Annotated in this window: 18 protein-coding genes; 3 read left to right on the forward strand and 15 right to left on the reverse strand. The window is 40.5% G+C overall.

What is annotated here, in order from left to right; genetic code table 11:
- Positions 1–98: 98 nt before the first annotated feature.
- Both VMW01_00290 and VMW01_00295 read left to right on the forward strand, forming a co-directional pair.
- Positions 99–497, forward strand: coding sequence for a hypothetical protein (locus tag VMW01_00290; GenBank protein HUW04673.1), 399 nt, complete (start codon positions 99–101; stop codon positions 495–497).
- A gap of 223 nt (positions 498–720) precedes the next feature.
- A complete protein-coding gene (locus VMW01_00295; protein ID HUW04674.1) occupies positions 721–2,151 on the forward strand; it encodes a hypothetical protein in 1,431 nt (476 codons plus the stop codon).
- A 156-nt stretch (positions 2,152–2,307) separates the two neighbouring features.
- Here the strand turns inward: VMW01_00295 and VMW01_00300 are convergent, their stop codons facing one another.
- The 9 genes from VMW01_00300 to VMW01_00340 form a co-directional block, all read right to left on the reverse strand.
- Positions 2,308–3,168: a hypothetical protein gene (locus VMW01_00300; protein HUW04675.1), complete on the reverse strand. Its 861-nt coding sequence runs from the start codon at positions 3,166–3,168 to the stop codon at positions 2,308–2,310.
- A 191-nt stretch (positions 3,169–3,359) separates the two neighbouring features.
- The gene (locus VMW01_00305) at positions 3,360–3,836 is read right to left on the reverse strand and encodes a hypothetical protein (protein HUW04676.1); all 477 of its coding nucleotides are present in this window, start codon (positions 3,834–3,836) and stop codon (positions 3,360–3,362) included.
- A gap of 392 nt (positions 3,837–4,228) precedes the next feature.
- Positions 4,229–4,879, reverse strand: coding sequence for a hypothetical protein (locus tag VMW01_00310; protein HUW04677.1), 651 nt, complete (start codon positions 4,877–4,879; stop codon positions 4,229–4,231).
- Between the two features lie 175 nt (positions 4,880–5,054).
- On the reverse strand, positions 5,055–5,366 hold the full coding sequence (locus VMW01_00315) for a helix-turn-helix transcriptional regulator (protein ID HUW04678.1): 312 nt from the start codon (positions 5,364–5,366) through the stop codon (positions 5,055–5,057).
- Positions 5,347–5,700: a type II toxin-antitoxin system RelE/ParE family toxin gene (locus VMW01_00320; protein HUW04679.1), complete on the reverse strand. Its 354-nt coding sequence runs from the start codon at positions 5,698–5,700 to the stop codon at positions 5,347–5,349. Before VMW01_00320 ends, VMW01_00315 begins: the two co-directional genes overlap by 20 nt.
- A gap of 155 nt (positions 5,701–5,855) precedes the next feature.
- Entirely contained in the window at positions 5,856–6,371 is a 516-nt protein-coding gene (locus VMW01_00325; protein HUW04680.1) for a YqiA/YcfP family alpha/beta fold hydrolase, read from the reverse strand.
- Between the two features lie 142 nt (positions 6,372–6,513).
- Positions 6,514–6,711 carry a hypothetical protein gene (locus VMW01_00330; GenBank protein ID HUW04681.1) on the reverse strand — a complete coding sequence of 66 codons (198 nt, stop codon included), beginning with the start codon at positions 6,709–6,711 and terminating at the stop codon, positions 6,514–6,516.
- Positions 6,712–6,951: 240 nt separating this feature from the next.
- Positions 6,952–7,797 carry a BRO family protein gene (locus VMW01_00335; GenBank protein HUW04682.1) on the reverse strand — a complete coding sequence of 282 codons (846 nt, stop codon included), beginning with the start codon at positions 7,795–7,797 and terminating at the stop codon, positions 6,952–6,954.
- Positions 7,798–8,180: 383 nt separating this feature from the next.
- Positions 8,181–8,768, reverse strand: a complete 588-nt coding sequence (locus VMW01_00340) for a type I restriction enzyme HsdR N-terminal domain-containing protein (GenBank protein HUW04683.1) — start codon at positions 8,766–8,768, stop codon at positions 8,181–8,183.
- Between the two features lie 174 nt (positions 8,769–8,942).
- On the opposite strand from VMW01_00340, the gene VMW01_00345 reads away from it, so the two are divergent.
- Complete coding sequence (locus tag VMW01_00345) at positions 8,943–9,962, forward strand: IS4 family transposase (protein HUW04684.1); 1,020 nt, start codon at positions 8,943–8,945, stop codon at positions 9,960–9,962.
- Here VMW01_00345 and VMW01_00350 read toward each other — a convergent pair.
- The 6 genes from VMW01_00350 to VMW01_00375 all read right to left on the reverse strand — a co-directional run.
- Positions 9,951–10,172 (reverse strand): hypothetical protein, encoded by a 222-nt coding sequence (locus tag VMW01_00350; GenBank protein ID HUW04685.1) that lies wholly within the window; start codon positions 10,170–10,172, stop codon positions 9,951–9,953. The two genes, VMW01_00345 and VMW01_00350, sit on opposite strands and share 12 nt — an antisense overlap.
- A gap of 283 nt (positions 10,173–10,455) precedes the next feature.
- A complete protein-coding gene (gene arr, locus VMW01_00355) occupies positions 10,456–10,908 on the reverse strand; it encodes an NAD(+)--rifampin ADP-ribosyltransferase (GenBank protein HUW04686.1) in 453 nt (150 codons plus the stop codon).
- Between the two features lie 150 nt (positions 10,909–11,058).
- On the reverse strand, positions 11,059–11,904 hold the full coding sequence (locus tag VMW01_00360) for a DUF5694 domain-containing protein (protein HUW04687.1): 846 nt from the start codon (positions 11,902–11,904) through the stop codon (positions 11,059–11,061).
- A gap of 142 nt (positions 11,905–12,046) precedes the next feature.
- Positions 12,047–12,658 (reverse strand): hypothetical protein, encoded by a 612-nt coding sequence (locus VMW01_00365; GenBank protein ID HUW04688.1) that lies wholly within the window; start codon positions 12,656–12,658, stop codon positions 12,047–12,049.
- Between the two features lie 53 nt (positions 12,659–12,711).
- Positions 12,712–13,374 carry a hypothetical protein gene (locus tag VMW01_00370; GenBank protein ID HUW04689.1) on the reverse strand — a complete coding sequence of 221 codons (663 nt, stop codon included), beginning with the start codon at positions 13,372–13,374 and terminating at the stop codon, positions 12,712–12,714.
- 49 nt (positions 13,375–13,423) lie between these two features.
- A partial coding sequence (locus VMW01_00375; GenBank protein HUW04690.1) for a MazG family protein occupies positions 13,424–13,870 on the reverse strand: 447 nt, incomplete at its 5' end.

Genomic DNA, 13,870 nt, shown 5'->3' on the forward strand with positions numbered 1-13,870 from the left:
CTTGTTATGGTACCCAAGTGTGGACACTTTATGATGTTTGAGAAACCGGATGTTTATAATTCAGAGGTTACCAAATTCCTCGACCAGCAGCAGTAGCCATGGAAGCGATTACGATTGGGAAGCATTGTGTTGTTCAACTACTGGAGGATGTTCCCTGCATCATGATTCGGTGGAACGGACTACCACCAAGCGATGAGTTTCGCCAAGGGTGTAATACCGTGCTGGAGCTTATGGAGACTCACAAGGTTTTTAAAGTTTTAACCGACAATTCACAGGCAACAGTTTTCTCGGTGGAGGATCAACGATGGTTTAACGAGGAGTGGCTTCCCAAGGCCCAAAAGTTAGGGTATCGTTACTCCGCGGTGCTGGTAAGCAAGGACGATCCGTTTGTATCGTTTGCCGTAAAGAACATAATGTCCAAAAGAGATCCGGCAAAATTTCAGGCTCAGTTCTTTTATAACTTCAATGAGGCTTTAGGTTGGCTAATAGGGGTTTAGTTGAGAGAACCGGCTTATGCCGGTTTTCTTTTTTAGTTAGTGATCTTTATGAATTCATGGCAAAATAGCAGAAACAAAGAATAAACAGCGCAGTGTAAATTCTTCTGAAAAAACAGTAGCAAAACCCACATAAGTTAACATATCGAGCTAAATTTAACGCATTAAGAGTAGCACATCACAAAGGAGCAAAACTAGGTTGCTGTAATTTCAAAACCAACACCACGTGAAAGACAAGTTGGCATCGTTCGAAACCTTCACCTCCGAGCTCTACCCCCACGAGCTGGACTACCTCCTATCCATTCAGCAGTTCCAGAAGGAGTCGAACATAAAGATTCTGAACCTCATTCACTACAACAGCCGCAACCCCAAGAACAGGCTGCCCTTCGACAAAACGGTAGACAAGCGCACCTACTCCTACCTGAAGACTTGGATTATCGAAAGCCTCCAGAAGGTGGACGTTGACATTTTCCACGAATGGTTGAGCAGGGTGGAGCACGATATCATGACCGACAACATCCAAACATCTGAGGAGAAGCGGCTTCTCGGCGAAATGGGCAACATCACCCCGTCCAGCTACTACTTTATGAAGTTCTACCGGGTGCTGCAGCACTACCGGGACTACCTTATCGTGCGAAACCGAACGCGTAACTACACCTTTATTGGCGAATACCTCGACCGCTACAAGGGCAACTACCTGCAGTCGCAGTCGCTCAACAACAAGATTAACGAGGCTGCCGAAAAGGTTGTTTTTCGAAAGATTCTAGTTGCCGAGGAGTTCTCGGTATGGGAAACGCTCTTCTCCGAAATTTACTACAACGAAACCATCGACGGCTACACCCGCTACCGTGCGGTAATTAGGCTAACCATACTCTACTACACCAATCGCGAGTTCGACAAGCTCCGCATGGTGTACGACCACCTCGACCGCCAGTTTAAGACCTCGGTGTTCTACTGCAAGCGCATTCTCGCCAACTACTACGCCAACCGGGCCATGATGCACTCCAAACTAAACCAGCTCGACGATGCCGAAAAGTATGGTCTCCTCTCCATAAGGCACACCAACAGCGACTACCTCTTTTACCTAGTGAGCGTGGTCGATATTCTGCTACGAAACAAGAAGCCGCACGAGGCACTGCAGATTATGGTGGAGTCCTTCCCCGAGCTCAAGAAGTCGGGTAACTTCTACTACAAGATTGGGTTTGCCTCCTACTACATCAAAACCTTGGTGGAGAACAACATGCTCGAGAAGGCCATGGATTACGGAGAGGTGTTCCTCAATGGCTACAAGCGCGAGATATTCGAGTTTCGCTGGCACCTCTTCTTCACCTCCTACATCACCGCACTGTTTAGGGCGGAAAAGTATTCGAAGATTATCTCGCTCGTGCGCCGCTACAAGCTGGCGGCCAAGGAGAAGCAGCTGCTGGGCTCCGCGCAGTACCTACCCTTTATTCAGCTCTACATGGTTTCGTCGGAGTATCTCGAGGGGGTGGTCTCCTGCGACAACCTCAAGAAATGTATCATGCAGCAGATATTTGACCTAGGGCAAAACCGCTTCCGCCACCGCAAGGTGATGGAGCTGCTGCAAACCCTAGCCCAGCACCTCCCCGACCTTATTCACGAAGTGATGGTGGAGCTGCGGCTTACGGAGGGGTAGGGAAAATGTGGAGGAAAGTTAACAGTTCGGCAGTAAGAAATCGTTGCGCATTTCTGAGCACTTTTGAATCATCCCACTACACCGTTTATTAATATTATGTCTTTCAAATTTAGCGTAATTCGTGCAATGTTTTTACCACGTGTTACAAACTGACATTTATTGTAAATCAATATGTATTGGCATTGTAAATCGAATATTTACAGGCTCATTAGCCATAAATCCATTCGTAAATTTATCTAAGTTATTCAATGCAATCAGTACTGCTTTTTCTATAAATCCGTTATCACAAGACCTAAGAAATTTTATATCTCTCATCTCACCATATTTATCAATCACAAAAGATATCACAATCTGGGTACAATTTGGACTACTCTCAATTATTGGCATATCAATCCTTAAATTCTTCAATAAATCCTGGCGCATTTTATCCATTCCTCCAGGATATGTCGGCATACTATCACAAACAATATAAACTGAATCATTTATCGCTTTGTCTTTAATAGATAATTCTGGAAATACAATATTAGAATACTTTGTTGTCCATAGTGTGTCATCTTGTGAGTCTATGGTATAGAAATCACCTATTTTCTCAAGCGGTATTAACTTTTTAGCAAAGCCAACTTCTTTAAGATTGTTCAATTTTCTTGATAGTAAATAAAGAGAATCTGTTTCATAATAAAATTGCCAATTTTCTGTATATCCGTTATAAATTACCTTTAAAACAGAATCCTTAACTATCTCAAAATTAAAAGTTCGGTTCTCTAAGCAGTAACGTTTATTATCATAATAAAAACAATATTCAAGTTTTGCTGAACCCTGATTAAATTCAATCAGTTCTTTTGAATAATTAGCCCGATAATAAACATTCTTTCCAAAATGCTGCAAAATCCCAATAGTATCAGGATCAGAATAATACTCAGTTTTAGAATTGAGCAATAATGTATCCTGAGATAGTACATTTTGATAGAGAATAATTCCTATCAAAATCAGGGTTATATCTTTAACAATATGGTTCATAACGCTTGTTTGCAACGTTCCTCAAATACACGCAGGGCGGGAGTTTTCCGATGAACTTCCTACGAAGATTTGCATTTCAAAATTTCAATTTTCTGTCAACGAAGCAGCGAACCCCGACTTGCGGGTATTTTGCTGTTATGCGTTCGGTGTTTTGTCGTGTAATAACTTTCCAAAATGTCATGTGCATTTTTTTAGTTGTAATTTATCTTCTGTTTCTCACAATACGACACAAATTTAGAAAGTATCTCTGTCCATTGTTTTTGGTTAAACTTACAGATAACCTTACACTCTTTGTCAAATACAAGGGTATATTTAAAGCTAAGTTGTTTTAATGTTTTCACCTGAACGCCAGAAATGTGCGTCAATACCTTGTCCTCTTCCTTATATTTTTCAGAAAACTCGATAATCTGATTTAAAAACTTATATATTTCTTTTGCATTTCCTTTGTAATATTCAACTTCATAGGCTCCATTAACCCAGTCATCAAAATAGCGCTGGTATCCCCATAACGAAAATGTGTCAACTTGATTAATATTCGTGCTTTCAAGAACGTTCCAATGCGACAGATATGTTTCTTTGTCTGTAAATACTGTTTCGAGTTTATACGTCTGTGAAAATAAGTTTGCGGAAATCATGCAAACAACTGCAATCAAAATTGTTTTTTTCATCTTATAAATTGTTTTGAAATTCGGAGAATCAAATTATTATTAATCGTTTTAAAATGCATTTAGTTTCAACTCTATTGTCAATGTAATGAGACCATAGACCAAATTACGCGTCTTTTTTTACACTGACGCATAACTCACTTATATATACGACAAAACTGTATATACACGCCCACATTGGTGTGTATTGTAAAGCTTTACATACCTTACACAAAGTTAGAATAGTTTATCACATACCATCAAAATGTGTTCGAAATCTTTTTAGCCTTTTCAGAAGCCTTTTGCCTCCATGCCCTAGACCAGCACCTCCCAGACCTTATTCACAACGTTATGGTGGAGCTGAGGCTAACGGAGGGGTGAAAAAATTCGAAAAAAGTTAAATGGTGACGCAAATATTACTCTATCCTTCCATTTACATCTTGAATAGTTGCTTCAAGTATCTCCTTTATCTCTAAAGAGGTTGTCCTAGCGAAATCCTCCATCATTTTCAAATTCATGCTGGACTCCGAACTGAAGTGCTGTACTTCGAGTTGAGATGATATACTACTCGAATATGTACAATCAAATACTACTTTCTTGTTTTCTAACAACTTAACCTCAATAGTGGTCTTTCCTAGTATAGGTTTTAATAACCAGTTTTCTTTAGTATGTAGCCCATAACGAATTCGATCTTTATGATACTTTGCTGAAATCTGACAGTCGAGTAAGGTCATTTCAAGAATATAGTCAGATCGAAATGCTCTCTTCTTTATTTTAAAATTTCCAGATCGACTAGCTTCTGTTTGCAATGAATTAGAAACGAATTCCAAGAAAGAAGGCACTACGCTTTTTTTCCCTAGAGTTACTGTGAAATCGCCTTTATAACCTCCGGCTATAGCTAATGGCACAACTAGGAATCCGTCGTCCTTTACCTTCGTTGTATCATTCATGTTCAATTTATCAATAACTCTTAAGTAAATTGTTTTACTGGTTTTCAGTGTGTCTGTTTTGGAATCAAATATATAGCCTAAAGGCATCTTGTATTCTTTCAGGGTATGCTGCAGCATATATGGTCCTACACACGAGCTTAGTAAGACTAAAATCAAGAAACACTTAGGAAAGAATCTCATTATTTTATTTAAATAGTTTAAATTCCTTTCAAACCCAATCATTTGTTGGATTTTCTATGGTATAAACCTTACCTATACACAGGATAAAACAGTAAATACTAACAGATATAATCTATTTCAAATCAACGCTTAAGCGCAGATGTCCACCAAGTCCTTCATTAATGATTCGCATCAGGGTTGAAAGCCTAATATCTGAAGAATTATTCTCGATTCTGGAGATGTAGTTCTTTGTTGTCCCACACTTTGCAGCAAGTTGCTCTTGGGTCAATCCTCTCTCCTTTCGCAATTCTTGTAGAATAACGCCAAGTTTAAACGCCTCAAACCCTTCCTCAAACCTTTCTCGCTCCTCGGCGCCTCTCACCCCATATTGCTCATCAAGATGGCTGGCAAACGAGATAAGGTTATTATCTGCTTTCTTTTTCATCGAAGTATTGTTTTTTTAGTTTCTCTGCCAATTCAATTTCATTTTTTGGAGTCCGTTGAGTTTTCTTCTGGAAGCCATTTACTAAAATCACCAACTTTCCTTTGTCGAAAAAGCTAAAAACTCTATAGATGTCACTCCCAACCTCAACTCGGATTTCATAAATTCCGGTGGTTCCTTCCATGTGTTTGAAAAACTTTGAAGGAACTCTTTCTAGGGTAGCAATCAACTTCAACGTCCAGTTGAACTTGTTCTTAACCTCCGGTTTAAGCAGGTTGAAGAAGTCCAAGTAATAGTTCTTGTAGTAGAATATATGCCTTATGAATCCCTCATCCATACCACAAAGTTATCGAATTAGGTAACTAATCCCAAATTTTTGCTCAAAAATATCTGCTTGATCAATTGTATGGCATTACTAATAAATCAATTATAGTCGAAATATAGTTGAAAAATAAGTCAGTTAATCAGTTAACAGATGAATGTTTCGTTTACCTAATGGTTCGCCTCCTTAAACTTTTGCAACTCCTCTAGCCCCCACTTTATAATTTCAGTGAAGGCTTTTGGGCTAAAATTATGACCTTCCCCCTCCCAAATCTTTACAACTATGGTTTTGCTGTCCCGCCTATCCTGCTCCATAAACTGCTGGGTTCTTTTGGGGTCTATCTTATCATCGTCGTTTCCTAAGGCTACTAGGCAAAGTTTACTCCTTAATCCGGTTAAATTTGGCCTAGTTATTTGCTGTAATCTCATGGAAAGTGCCGGGTTTATAATCAAGCATGGCAATCCCAGCTCCTCGCTAAGCCAAAAGGCGAGAAATCCACCATACGAGGAGCCAACCAAGAACTCAATAGAATTTTTTATGATATGGTCTCTCAATATTTCAAAGCTTCTCGGCTCTTTACCATAGTCCAGGTGCAGCGCGTCCACCTCTAAACCATGTGACTTCATGGTAGCAATTTTCTCTTCATTGGGTGAAGCGTTCATTCCATGTATCCAAAGGGTTTTCATATCAACGTAATTTTATCATTAACCACCTAACTGAACTGCCTATTAGCAATGTACACAAAAAATATAAATAACATTTGATTCTATCAGGGGCTGTTGTTTTACAATAAATCTGTTTCCATCTTAATCAATATCCTCGCTCAATCTATTGTTTATCCTTCTCCCACTGCACCACATTGTTTTTTATGTAATGCATAGCCCGGTCATACTCCTCCTGATTTTGGATAATGTGGTCGTAGTAGCGGGGTTGCCATGAAAACTGGCCATTAATCGCTCGTGCCCTAATGATTACAATTGATTTAAGCCCAGCCACAAATGATGAAATTGATTTAGGCAACCCCATGCTTTGTAGGTTATGTGGATCCGTATTACCCTTAGAGACGCACGGCTGCGCGTCTCTACAACCTTCTAACATTGCGTCTATACTATTTTCCCACAGACCAGCACCTCCCCGACCTTATTCACAACGTAATGGTGAAGCTGAGGCTTACGGAGGGGTAAGAAATATAAAACTCAATGGCGCAAACTTTAATTTCTGCAGCTCTGCCCGGCTGAAATTTAGCGTGCGTTAACGTTTCCTAGCTTACTCATCATCAGCTTTGTCTTTCAGCATAGGATTATCAAGGTCCCTGGCATTTAACTTTGTCACAACCTTTTTTCCTGTTGTTTTCTCAAGCTGCAAACGTGCTGCTTTTGCAACATTTCCACCTTGTTTAGCTACCACCTTGTTTTCGTGAAAAGTTTTAGGTTCTTTTTCCTTCGATATTTCGGTGGTAGAGGCTTCGGCTAGCATGTTCAATACCAACTCTAGGTTGGTCATGTGGTCACGGAGATTCTCTTTTTTCAGGTCTTTATGGCCCTTATACTGTTTTGTTGTAAGCCCACTCCATGCCTTTGTGATTTCGTCGGTTAGAATTGCAAACTCTTGCCCTTTTTTAACACCTCTATTTTCCCACTCATCGGTAAGTTCCTTTCGAATTTCGATACTTTTGAGTCGTTGGTTAATCCACTCTTTGCTATACCCTTTGCGAAGGTAAGTTTCCATCAAACGGTCTAACCCAATTTCCGGATCTTCAATTTCATCAATCCGCTCTCTACCAACTTGCGCTAGCCACATCTTAAAAGGTTCAGCCTTGGGGGAAGGAATACTTTGAATAAGGCGAAATAGTTGCTCTGTATCGGCTACATCTGTTTTGTAGTACTTTCCGTCAGCAGAAAGCATTTTCAGTTGACTACAATTTGTAGCCAACTGACTTCCCTCAGCCTTAAGTCTTGTTTTTAAGACGCTCCAGTATTTACGTGGGTTAGGGCTTTCAGTCAACACACCAACTACATCAACGATTGAAAAAAACCACTTTTCTTGATCATCATCCCAAAGAGTGCGTATTTGCTTCTCGTTGAATAGCTTTATTGCAGTTTCTTTAGTCATTGGTTTTAGAGTATAAAACAAAGGTAGAAAAAACTTTCGTGGTGTAATTAATAATCGAAAATGCGAAAACAGAAAGAATATCAACTCATTTATGCTACTATATTGGAGCCTTTTGTAGCAAAACCCTTGCCCAGCACCTCCCCGACCTTATCACGACGTGATGATGGAGCTGTGGCTTACGGTGGGTAGGGAAAAACAAGAAAAAGGTTAACGTTTTGCGTATTTGTTGTGTTTGGGAGTTTGAAACGGCTTTCATATCCCTCGTTAGTAAAGCTACCAAAAAGCGTTTAACTAACCAAATGCGTCATCAGCCCAAATACAACCGAGCGTTTTTTGCGAGCTCGGCGAAGCCAATAAATACGCTGTTAGGCAACGTGCATTTTTTATTTAGTATTATCTGTCTTTTGAGTAGTTTCTTTCAATAAGGCTTTAAATGCTTTATTTACTTTCTTTTTAGCTTCATCAGCTTTTTCTCCCTCAATGACCTCTCTTTTTAATACTTCATTTTCAATTAATTCAGATATTTCTTGGTTTGTTACTTTAACTTCGGGATATAGTCTTTTCATTATTTTTCTAATCGAGTCAATAACAGGTTCAGAGACTATCAATTGTCCAATAAAGAATTTACTAAATGTTTGTTTTTGTAAATGATAATCTTCAAGCACTGATTTACCTAGACTTTCTTTACAAACATAATATAAAAGCTCAAGGTCGTTTTCTTTCTTTAAATTCAATTGTGAGAAATCAAATTCATAAACTGTTTCATGACTTACAGGCTTTCCAAAAATAATTTTAAAAACTTTCCAACTATTCCCATTTGTAAGTATAATCCAATCAACTCCTGCGTTTGAACCGTAATCAACGGCTTGTCTAATATGGTCATCTTTCAAGTCCAAGCCCGCTGCTTTAACTTCAATTATAAATCGAACTTTTCCGTCAATTTTAATGGCTAAATCCTTAGTACATGACAAAAAAAATAAATATCTGATTATCAATAAAATAAACAGTTAAATATTTGGTAAATGCTCTGAATATCAGTATCTTACAAGAAATTACCACATCTCGATGTAAGAGCTATGATACCCAGAGTAGAGCCTAAAAGTAGTGAATTAGTTTCCATTTTCCATGCGCAAACCGGCTGGAATTTGGCCCGCGTAAAGTTCTTTGTTTTAATGATCAGCGCGCTATGCAAGGTCCAAACGGTTGGGTTTGAGAAGCTGGCTACCGCCTTTGACCACCGGGCCAGCACCAGCTCATCCCTGCGCAGAATTCAGCGGTTTATGGCTGGCTACCTGCTGGATACGGACGTGATCGCCAAGCTGATATTCAGGCTCTTGCCGCACCAGCCCCCCTACCGGCTGACCATGGACCGGACCAGCTGGAAGTTTGGCCAGCAGGACATCAACGTGCTGGTGCTGGCGGTGGTCTACCACGGGGTGGCCTTCCCCTTGATGTTCAGCATGCTGCCCAAGTGCGGCAACTCCAACACCGGCGAGCGCGTTGCGCTGGTGGAGCGGTTTACCCGGCTGTTTGGTGCGGCTTCGCTGGATTGCCTGACCGCCGACCGCGAGTTTGTGGGGGAAAAATGGACCCGCTACCTGAACGAGCACCGGATTCGGTACTACATCCGTATCCGGGAAAACTTCTGGGTTTTCCAGCCCCATAGCGGCAGGCGGGTGAAGGCCAGCTGGCTGTTTGCCGATTTGCCCCTGAACGGGTGCCGGGTGCACCACCGCATTGTTTACCTGAACAACCAGCTGTGCTACCTCTCCGCTTCCAAGGTAAAGGATAAGGAGGGAAAGCCGGAGCTGCAGGTTGTTATCGCCTTCAACAAGCCGGAGGATGCGCTGGCAATTTACAGGGAGCGCTGGCAGATTGAAACGGCCTTCAGGGCGCTGAAAACAAGCGGATTCAACATTGAAGATACCCACTTGGCCGAGATTGAAAGGATTGAAAAGCTGTTTGCGCTGGTGATGGTAGCTTTTACCTGGGCCTACCGGGTAGGCATTTACCTGCATCAGCACATCAAACCCATCAAGGTCAAGAAGCACGGGAAGCTGGCCAAAAGCATTTTTAAGTATGGCCTAACCTACATCGCAACCGTGCTGCTAAACTCTTATTATCAAGACGATATCGGAATATTTAAATTTTTGTCATGTACTTAGGGCTAAATCACAAAATGTTTTCTTTACTGCCTGTTCAGATGTAATTTCGGAATATTTGTCGTATCCAAAAAGGTCAGAAAGAATATCTGTGATTATTACAACTGTATCTGATTCATTAATGTCTTTTGCTCTTGCATTAGAAACAATTGATTGATACTTTTTCAAACCGCTTGTTAGTCGAGTTTGAACTTTTGGAGGAATCGTTGCCATTTCGTAATATTTTTAAATTAAAACACTATCAAATGTAATCATTTATCTGCTCAGTAGAAATTCATTGCATGTTGCCTAACTCGTTTATATATACGGAAAAACTGTATATACACACCCATATTGATATGTATTGCACAGTTCTATCATACTCTACACAAAGTTAGAATAGTTTACCACATATCCTCAAAAATTGATTTATTGCTCAGATGCTTCTACTAACACCATCTGCCCCCAATGCAAAATCCTTGCTAGTGGTTCGTTGTTTTTACGGGTTTTACTCACATCAATCCTCTATTGCCTCAATGCCCTGCTCCTTAAGTCTTGCCTGTCCATTCTTCATTGCGTTGACTTGTTCCGATGTGTGTCCTTGCCAGCTGGCAAGCTCACCAACAACCCTAAACGGATGTTCTGAACGGTAAGACTTTGTTGGATTTCCGGGGAATTTTTTGTCAGTTAAATTGGGATCATTCTCAATTGGACCCGTTGGCTCCACTAAATATATTCTTTCACGTCCTTCACCCAGAGCAAGTTCGGTGCCCCAAATAGCAGCATCCAGCGTTGCCGTGTGGTAGATATATTTAGCCTTTTTCTTTTGTCCATAGTTTGAAATAAAACCTGTTTCAATAAGGTCGCCAATCCTTAGATCAGCATTTGTACCGTGGAAGTATGTCTGAGAAAAAGGGGTTGGACTAGGTTCATTCGATCTGTTCTCACTTGTGCTCTTTTTTATTGTCATATGCCTATGTATGATTCTTTTTCGAACATGTTGTGCTACTAGTTTACTTACGACAAAACCACACAAAGCATTCCATTATGGCAAATATTGTGCAGCTTTATGAGGCTTTACACAAAAGTAAAACCCACAACGAATTATGGAATAGAATGTTCATGGCTCATGTTCTGCCCTTTTTAAATATGGCAAAGGTGAAACAAGCTCAAACTCTTTTGAAACGTCAAAAAACAAGTTCAATAAGTTCAGGTGCTCCCTTCCTATAATCAGTAAAATCCTATCTTCACTACTATGCGGTATTCTTTGAATATTCCGAAATATTCTAAGGTTCCGGTTAAACCATCTGCCTGTCTCAAAATCAACCCCTGTAAAATCGCCCGGTTGATCTTCATACTTAAAAGGATTCAATAGATACACCGATAGCCGCTCTTTTATCTCAGTAGGGTTATTTAGCTCTATCAATTCACTAACTATATTCGAAACCCTTTTGTTTGCACTGGCGATTTTATAGATAGAGTCGGGCGAGTGGAGGTAATACTCTTTAAACTTAGCCGTTCGAGCAGAGTCGTTAAATAACTCTTCTATATTCTTATAATGCCTACCCCAATCGTTCACGCAATAAATTGCAGGTAAATTTAGGTTCTTCCCTATTCTAAAACCCAGCTGATAAACCTCACCTTTCCCCAAGCTTAACTTACCATTCTTGTATAATGAATATAGAGAATCTATTTTGAATTGTTGATCTGGTGTAACTTCAACAGCTATAATGGTAGGTTTAAAATCACCTATGGCCTTGGCAATGGCAATAATTTCGGACTGGTAAGGTTCCTCTAATACGGATATTTTATCCTTATCTTTAGTTTTAACCGCATCTAAATTGGGATAGGCAAAATGAAAAACACCTAGAGTCATTACTTTTGTTTGAGGCGGAAGGTCATTGGCTTGACCCAATGAAATACCACTAATAAATACCCCACAGAGTAAAACGAATAATTGTTTCATTCTATTTGCTAATTGATTACTCCGAATGGGACGTTCAACCTCAGTAGAAGTTACAAAACAGTTCGTAAGTTCCTCCAGTGGAAATGTATATGGCGCTCATATTCACATCCTCCAAAGCAGTATCGCCGCTAGAAAATGCCTTTTATTTATTATTGCTTGCTATAATCATCTTTACTATTCCCTTAAACGGTTTGCTGAAGATCACCGACAAACCATCTTCCCCTTTCTGAATTTCGCATATTTTGGGAGATGAAGTATTCTTCAACCGTTCTACGGTGCAATCATTATCGACCGACAGTTGAATTGGCCGTAAGGGTATTCTAAATACGCCTAGGTCATAGGTATTGCCTAGGAGAACAATGCTTTTCCCAATAACCAGCTGCTCAAAGGGCTCAACTCTCGATTTAATTGGAACATTTACTCTGCCTCCTTTTGCAGGAACAGTAAAAGCAACACTTTCAAAAAACAGTTCCACCTCAACCCGCCTTGCCGACTCAATTTTCGCATGGTAGAACTCCTTAAATTTTATCTGAAAACAATATGTTGCATACCCCATACTATTATACCCAACAAAGATTAATACTACGGCCAAGGGTAATCGCATCAGGTATAGATAATCGGCAAATTCAGGGTTATGGATTTGATGGTTATTAACCATAATGCTTATTGCTGCTATTACAATGGTAGCAACCACTATGGCAATCCAATAAGCCAATGCCTTTTTATCGTTGAATAGAAATTTCAGGTAGGACATGGATTAAAACTTAATCGTGGTATAAGATACAAAATCATTTGCCAATAATCTCATTATAGATCTTTATATAACCTATCCTTCTCCCACTGCACCACATTGTTTTTTATGTAATGCATAACTCGTTCATACTCCTCCTGATTTCGGATTATGCGATCGTAATAACGAGGCTGCCAGGAAAACTCGATTCTATGAAAGGTGGCATATTTTTTCACCCCAATTTTATAACCACGTATTATCGATCCCAAATTTTTTGTTTGGGGGCCAAACGTATTGTTTAGATTCAAACGTCGGGTGGGTAACGGTACCTGTAGAGACGCAAAATTTTGCGTCTCTACCTCGTTCATTTCATTACCCTTCGTTATATCCAACCCGAAATTTTGCATTTCTGCCACATTCATTTCACCACAATCGGCATTATCCCTTCCGATAAAATTGGGTGTTCCATTTTTTTCAACAATTACTATCCCATGAATATGATTTGGCATAACCACAAATACATCCAATTTCACAAAAGGGAAATGTGTAGGAATTTCCATCCAACAATTGTGCGCCACCAACCCCAGTTCCGACAACCCCATCACCGCATTCACAATTTGTCCAAAATAGTGCACATCCCCAGCGGTACAGATGGTAATGAAGTAAATTCCGTCTGTTGAATAATCCCACCAAGCTGCTCGGGACGATGCTATTCGAAACCGATCTTGAAACTTCTTCATAGCACAAAATCGAGTTGGTAATCAATTGCAATGGTGGTAGTATGCCACCCTAGTCAAACTGTTTGGCCTCCTCCCAAATCTTGTTCATCTCGTCGAGGGTCATATCTTTCAGGCTTCTTCCTGCCTTTATGGTTCGCTCTTCGAGGTAGCCAAAGCGCTTCATAAACTTCTGGTTGGTACGCTCCAGCGCACTTTCTGGATCAACACCGTAGAGCCGGGCAGCATTCACCACCGAAAATAGTAGGTCGCCAAACTCCTGCTCGGTCTTTTCCCGATTGTTGTCGCTCACCTCCTTGCGCAGCTCGCGGTACTCCTCCTCCACCTTATCCCAAACTTGGGTTCGCTCCTCCCAGTCGAACCCCACGGCGCGCACCTTCTCCTGTATGCGATTGGCTTTTATTAAGGCGGGAAGCGCCTTAGGTACTCCCGAAAGCACGGTTTTATTGCCGTCCTTCTCCTTCAGCTTCAGCTGCTCCCAGTTCTCCACCACCTGCCC

Source organism: Williamwhitmania sp. (assembly GCA_035529935.1).
Taxonomy (GTDB): Bacteria; Bacteroidota; Bacteroidia; order Bacteroidales; family Williamwhitmaniaceae; genus Williamwhitmania.

Coding starts and splice junctions, on each gene's coding strand:
- VMW01_00370 (HUW04689.1), bottom strand. CDS start 13,374: ATGAAGAAGTTTCAAGATCGGTTTCGAATAGCATCGTCCCGAGCAGCT.
- VMW01_00325 (HUW04680.1), bottom strand. CDS start 6,371: ATGAAAACCCTTTGGATACATGGAATGAACGCTTCACCCAATGAAGAG.
- VMW01_00305 (HUW04676.1), bottom strand. CDS start 3,836: ATGAAAAAAACAATTTTGATTGCAGTTGTTTGCATGATTTCCGCAAAC.
- VMW01_00330 (HUW04681.1), bottom strand. CDS start 6,711: ATGGGGTTGCCTAAATCAATTTCATCATTTGTGGCTGGGCTTAAATCA.
- VMW01_00360 (HUW04687.1), bottom strand. CDS start 11,904: ATGAAACAATTATTCGTTTTACTCTGTGGGGTATTTATTAGTGGTATT.
- VMW01_00320 (HUW04679.1), bottom strand. CDS start 5,700: ATGGATGAGGGATTCATAAGGCATATATTCTACTACAAGAACTATTAC.
- VMW01_00300 (HUW04675.1), bottom strand. CDS start 3,168: ATGAACCATATTGTTAAAGATATAACCCTGATTTTGATAGGAATTATT.
- VMW01_00315 (HUW04678.1), bottom strand. CDS start 5,366: ATGAAAAAGAAAGCAGATAATAACCTTATCTCGTTTGCCAGCCATCTT.
- VMW01_00290 (HUW04673.1), top strand. CDS start 99: ATGGAAGCGATTACGATTGGGAAGCATTGTGTTGTTCAACTACTGGAG.
- VMW01_00310 (HUW04677.1), bottom strand. CDS start 4,879: ATGCTGCAGCATACCCTGAAAGAATACAAGATGCCTTTAGGCTATATA.
- arr (HUW04686.1), bottom strand. CDS start 10,908: ATGACAATAAAAAAGAGCACAAGTGAGAACAGATCGAATGAACCTAGT.
- VMW01_00365 (HUW04688.1), bottom strand. CDS start 12,658: ATGTCCTACCTGAAATTTCTATTCAACGATAAAAAGGCATTGGCTTAT.
- VMW01_00335 (HUW04682.1), bottom strand. CDS start 7,797: ATGACTAAAGAAACTGCAATAAAGCTATTCAACGAGAAGCAAATACGC.
- VMW01_00350 (HUW04685.1), bottom strand. CDS start 10,172: ATGGCAACGATTCCTCCAAAAGTTCAAACTCGACTAACAAGCGGTTTG.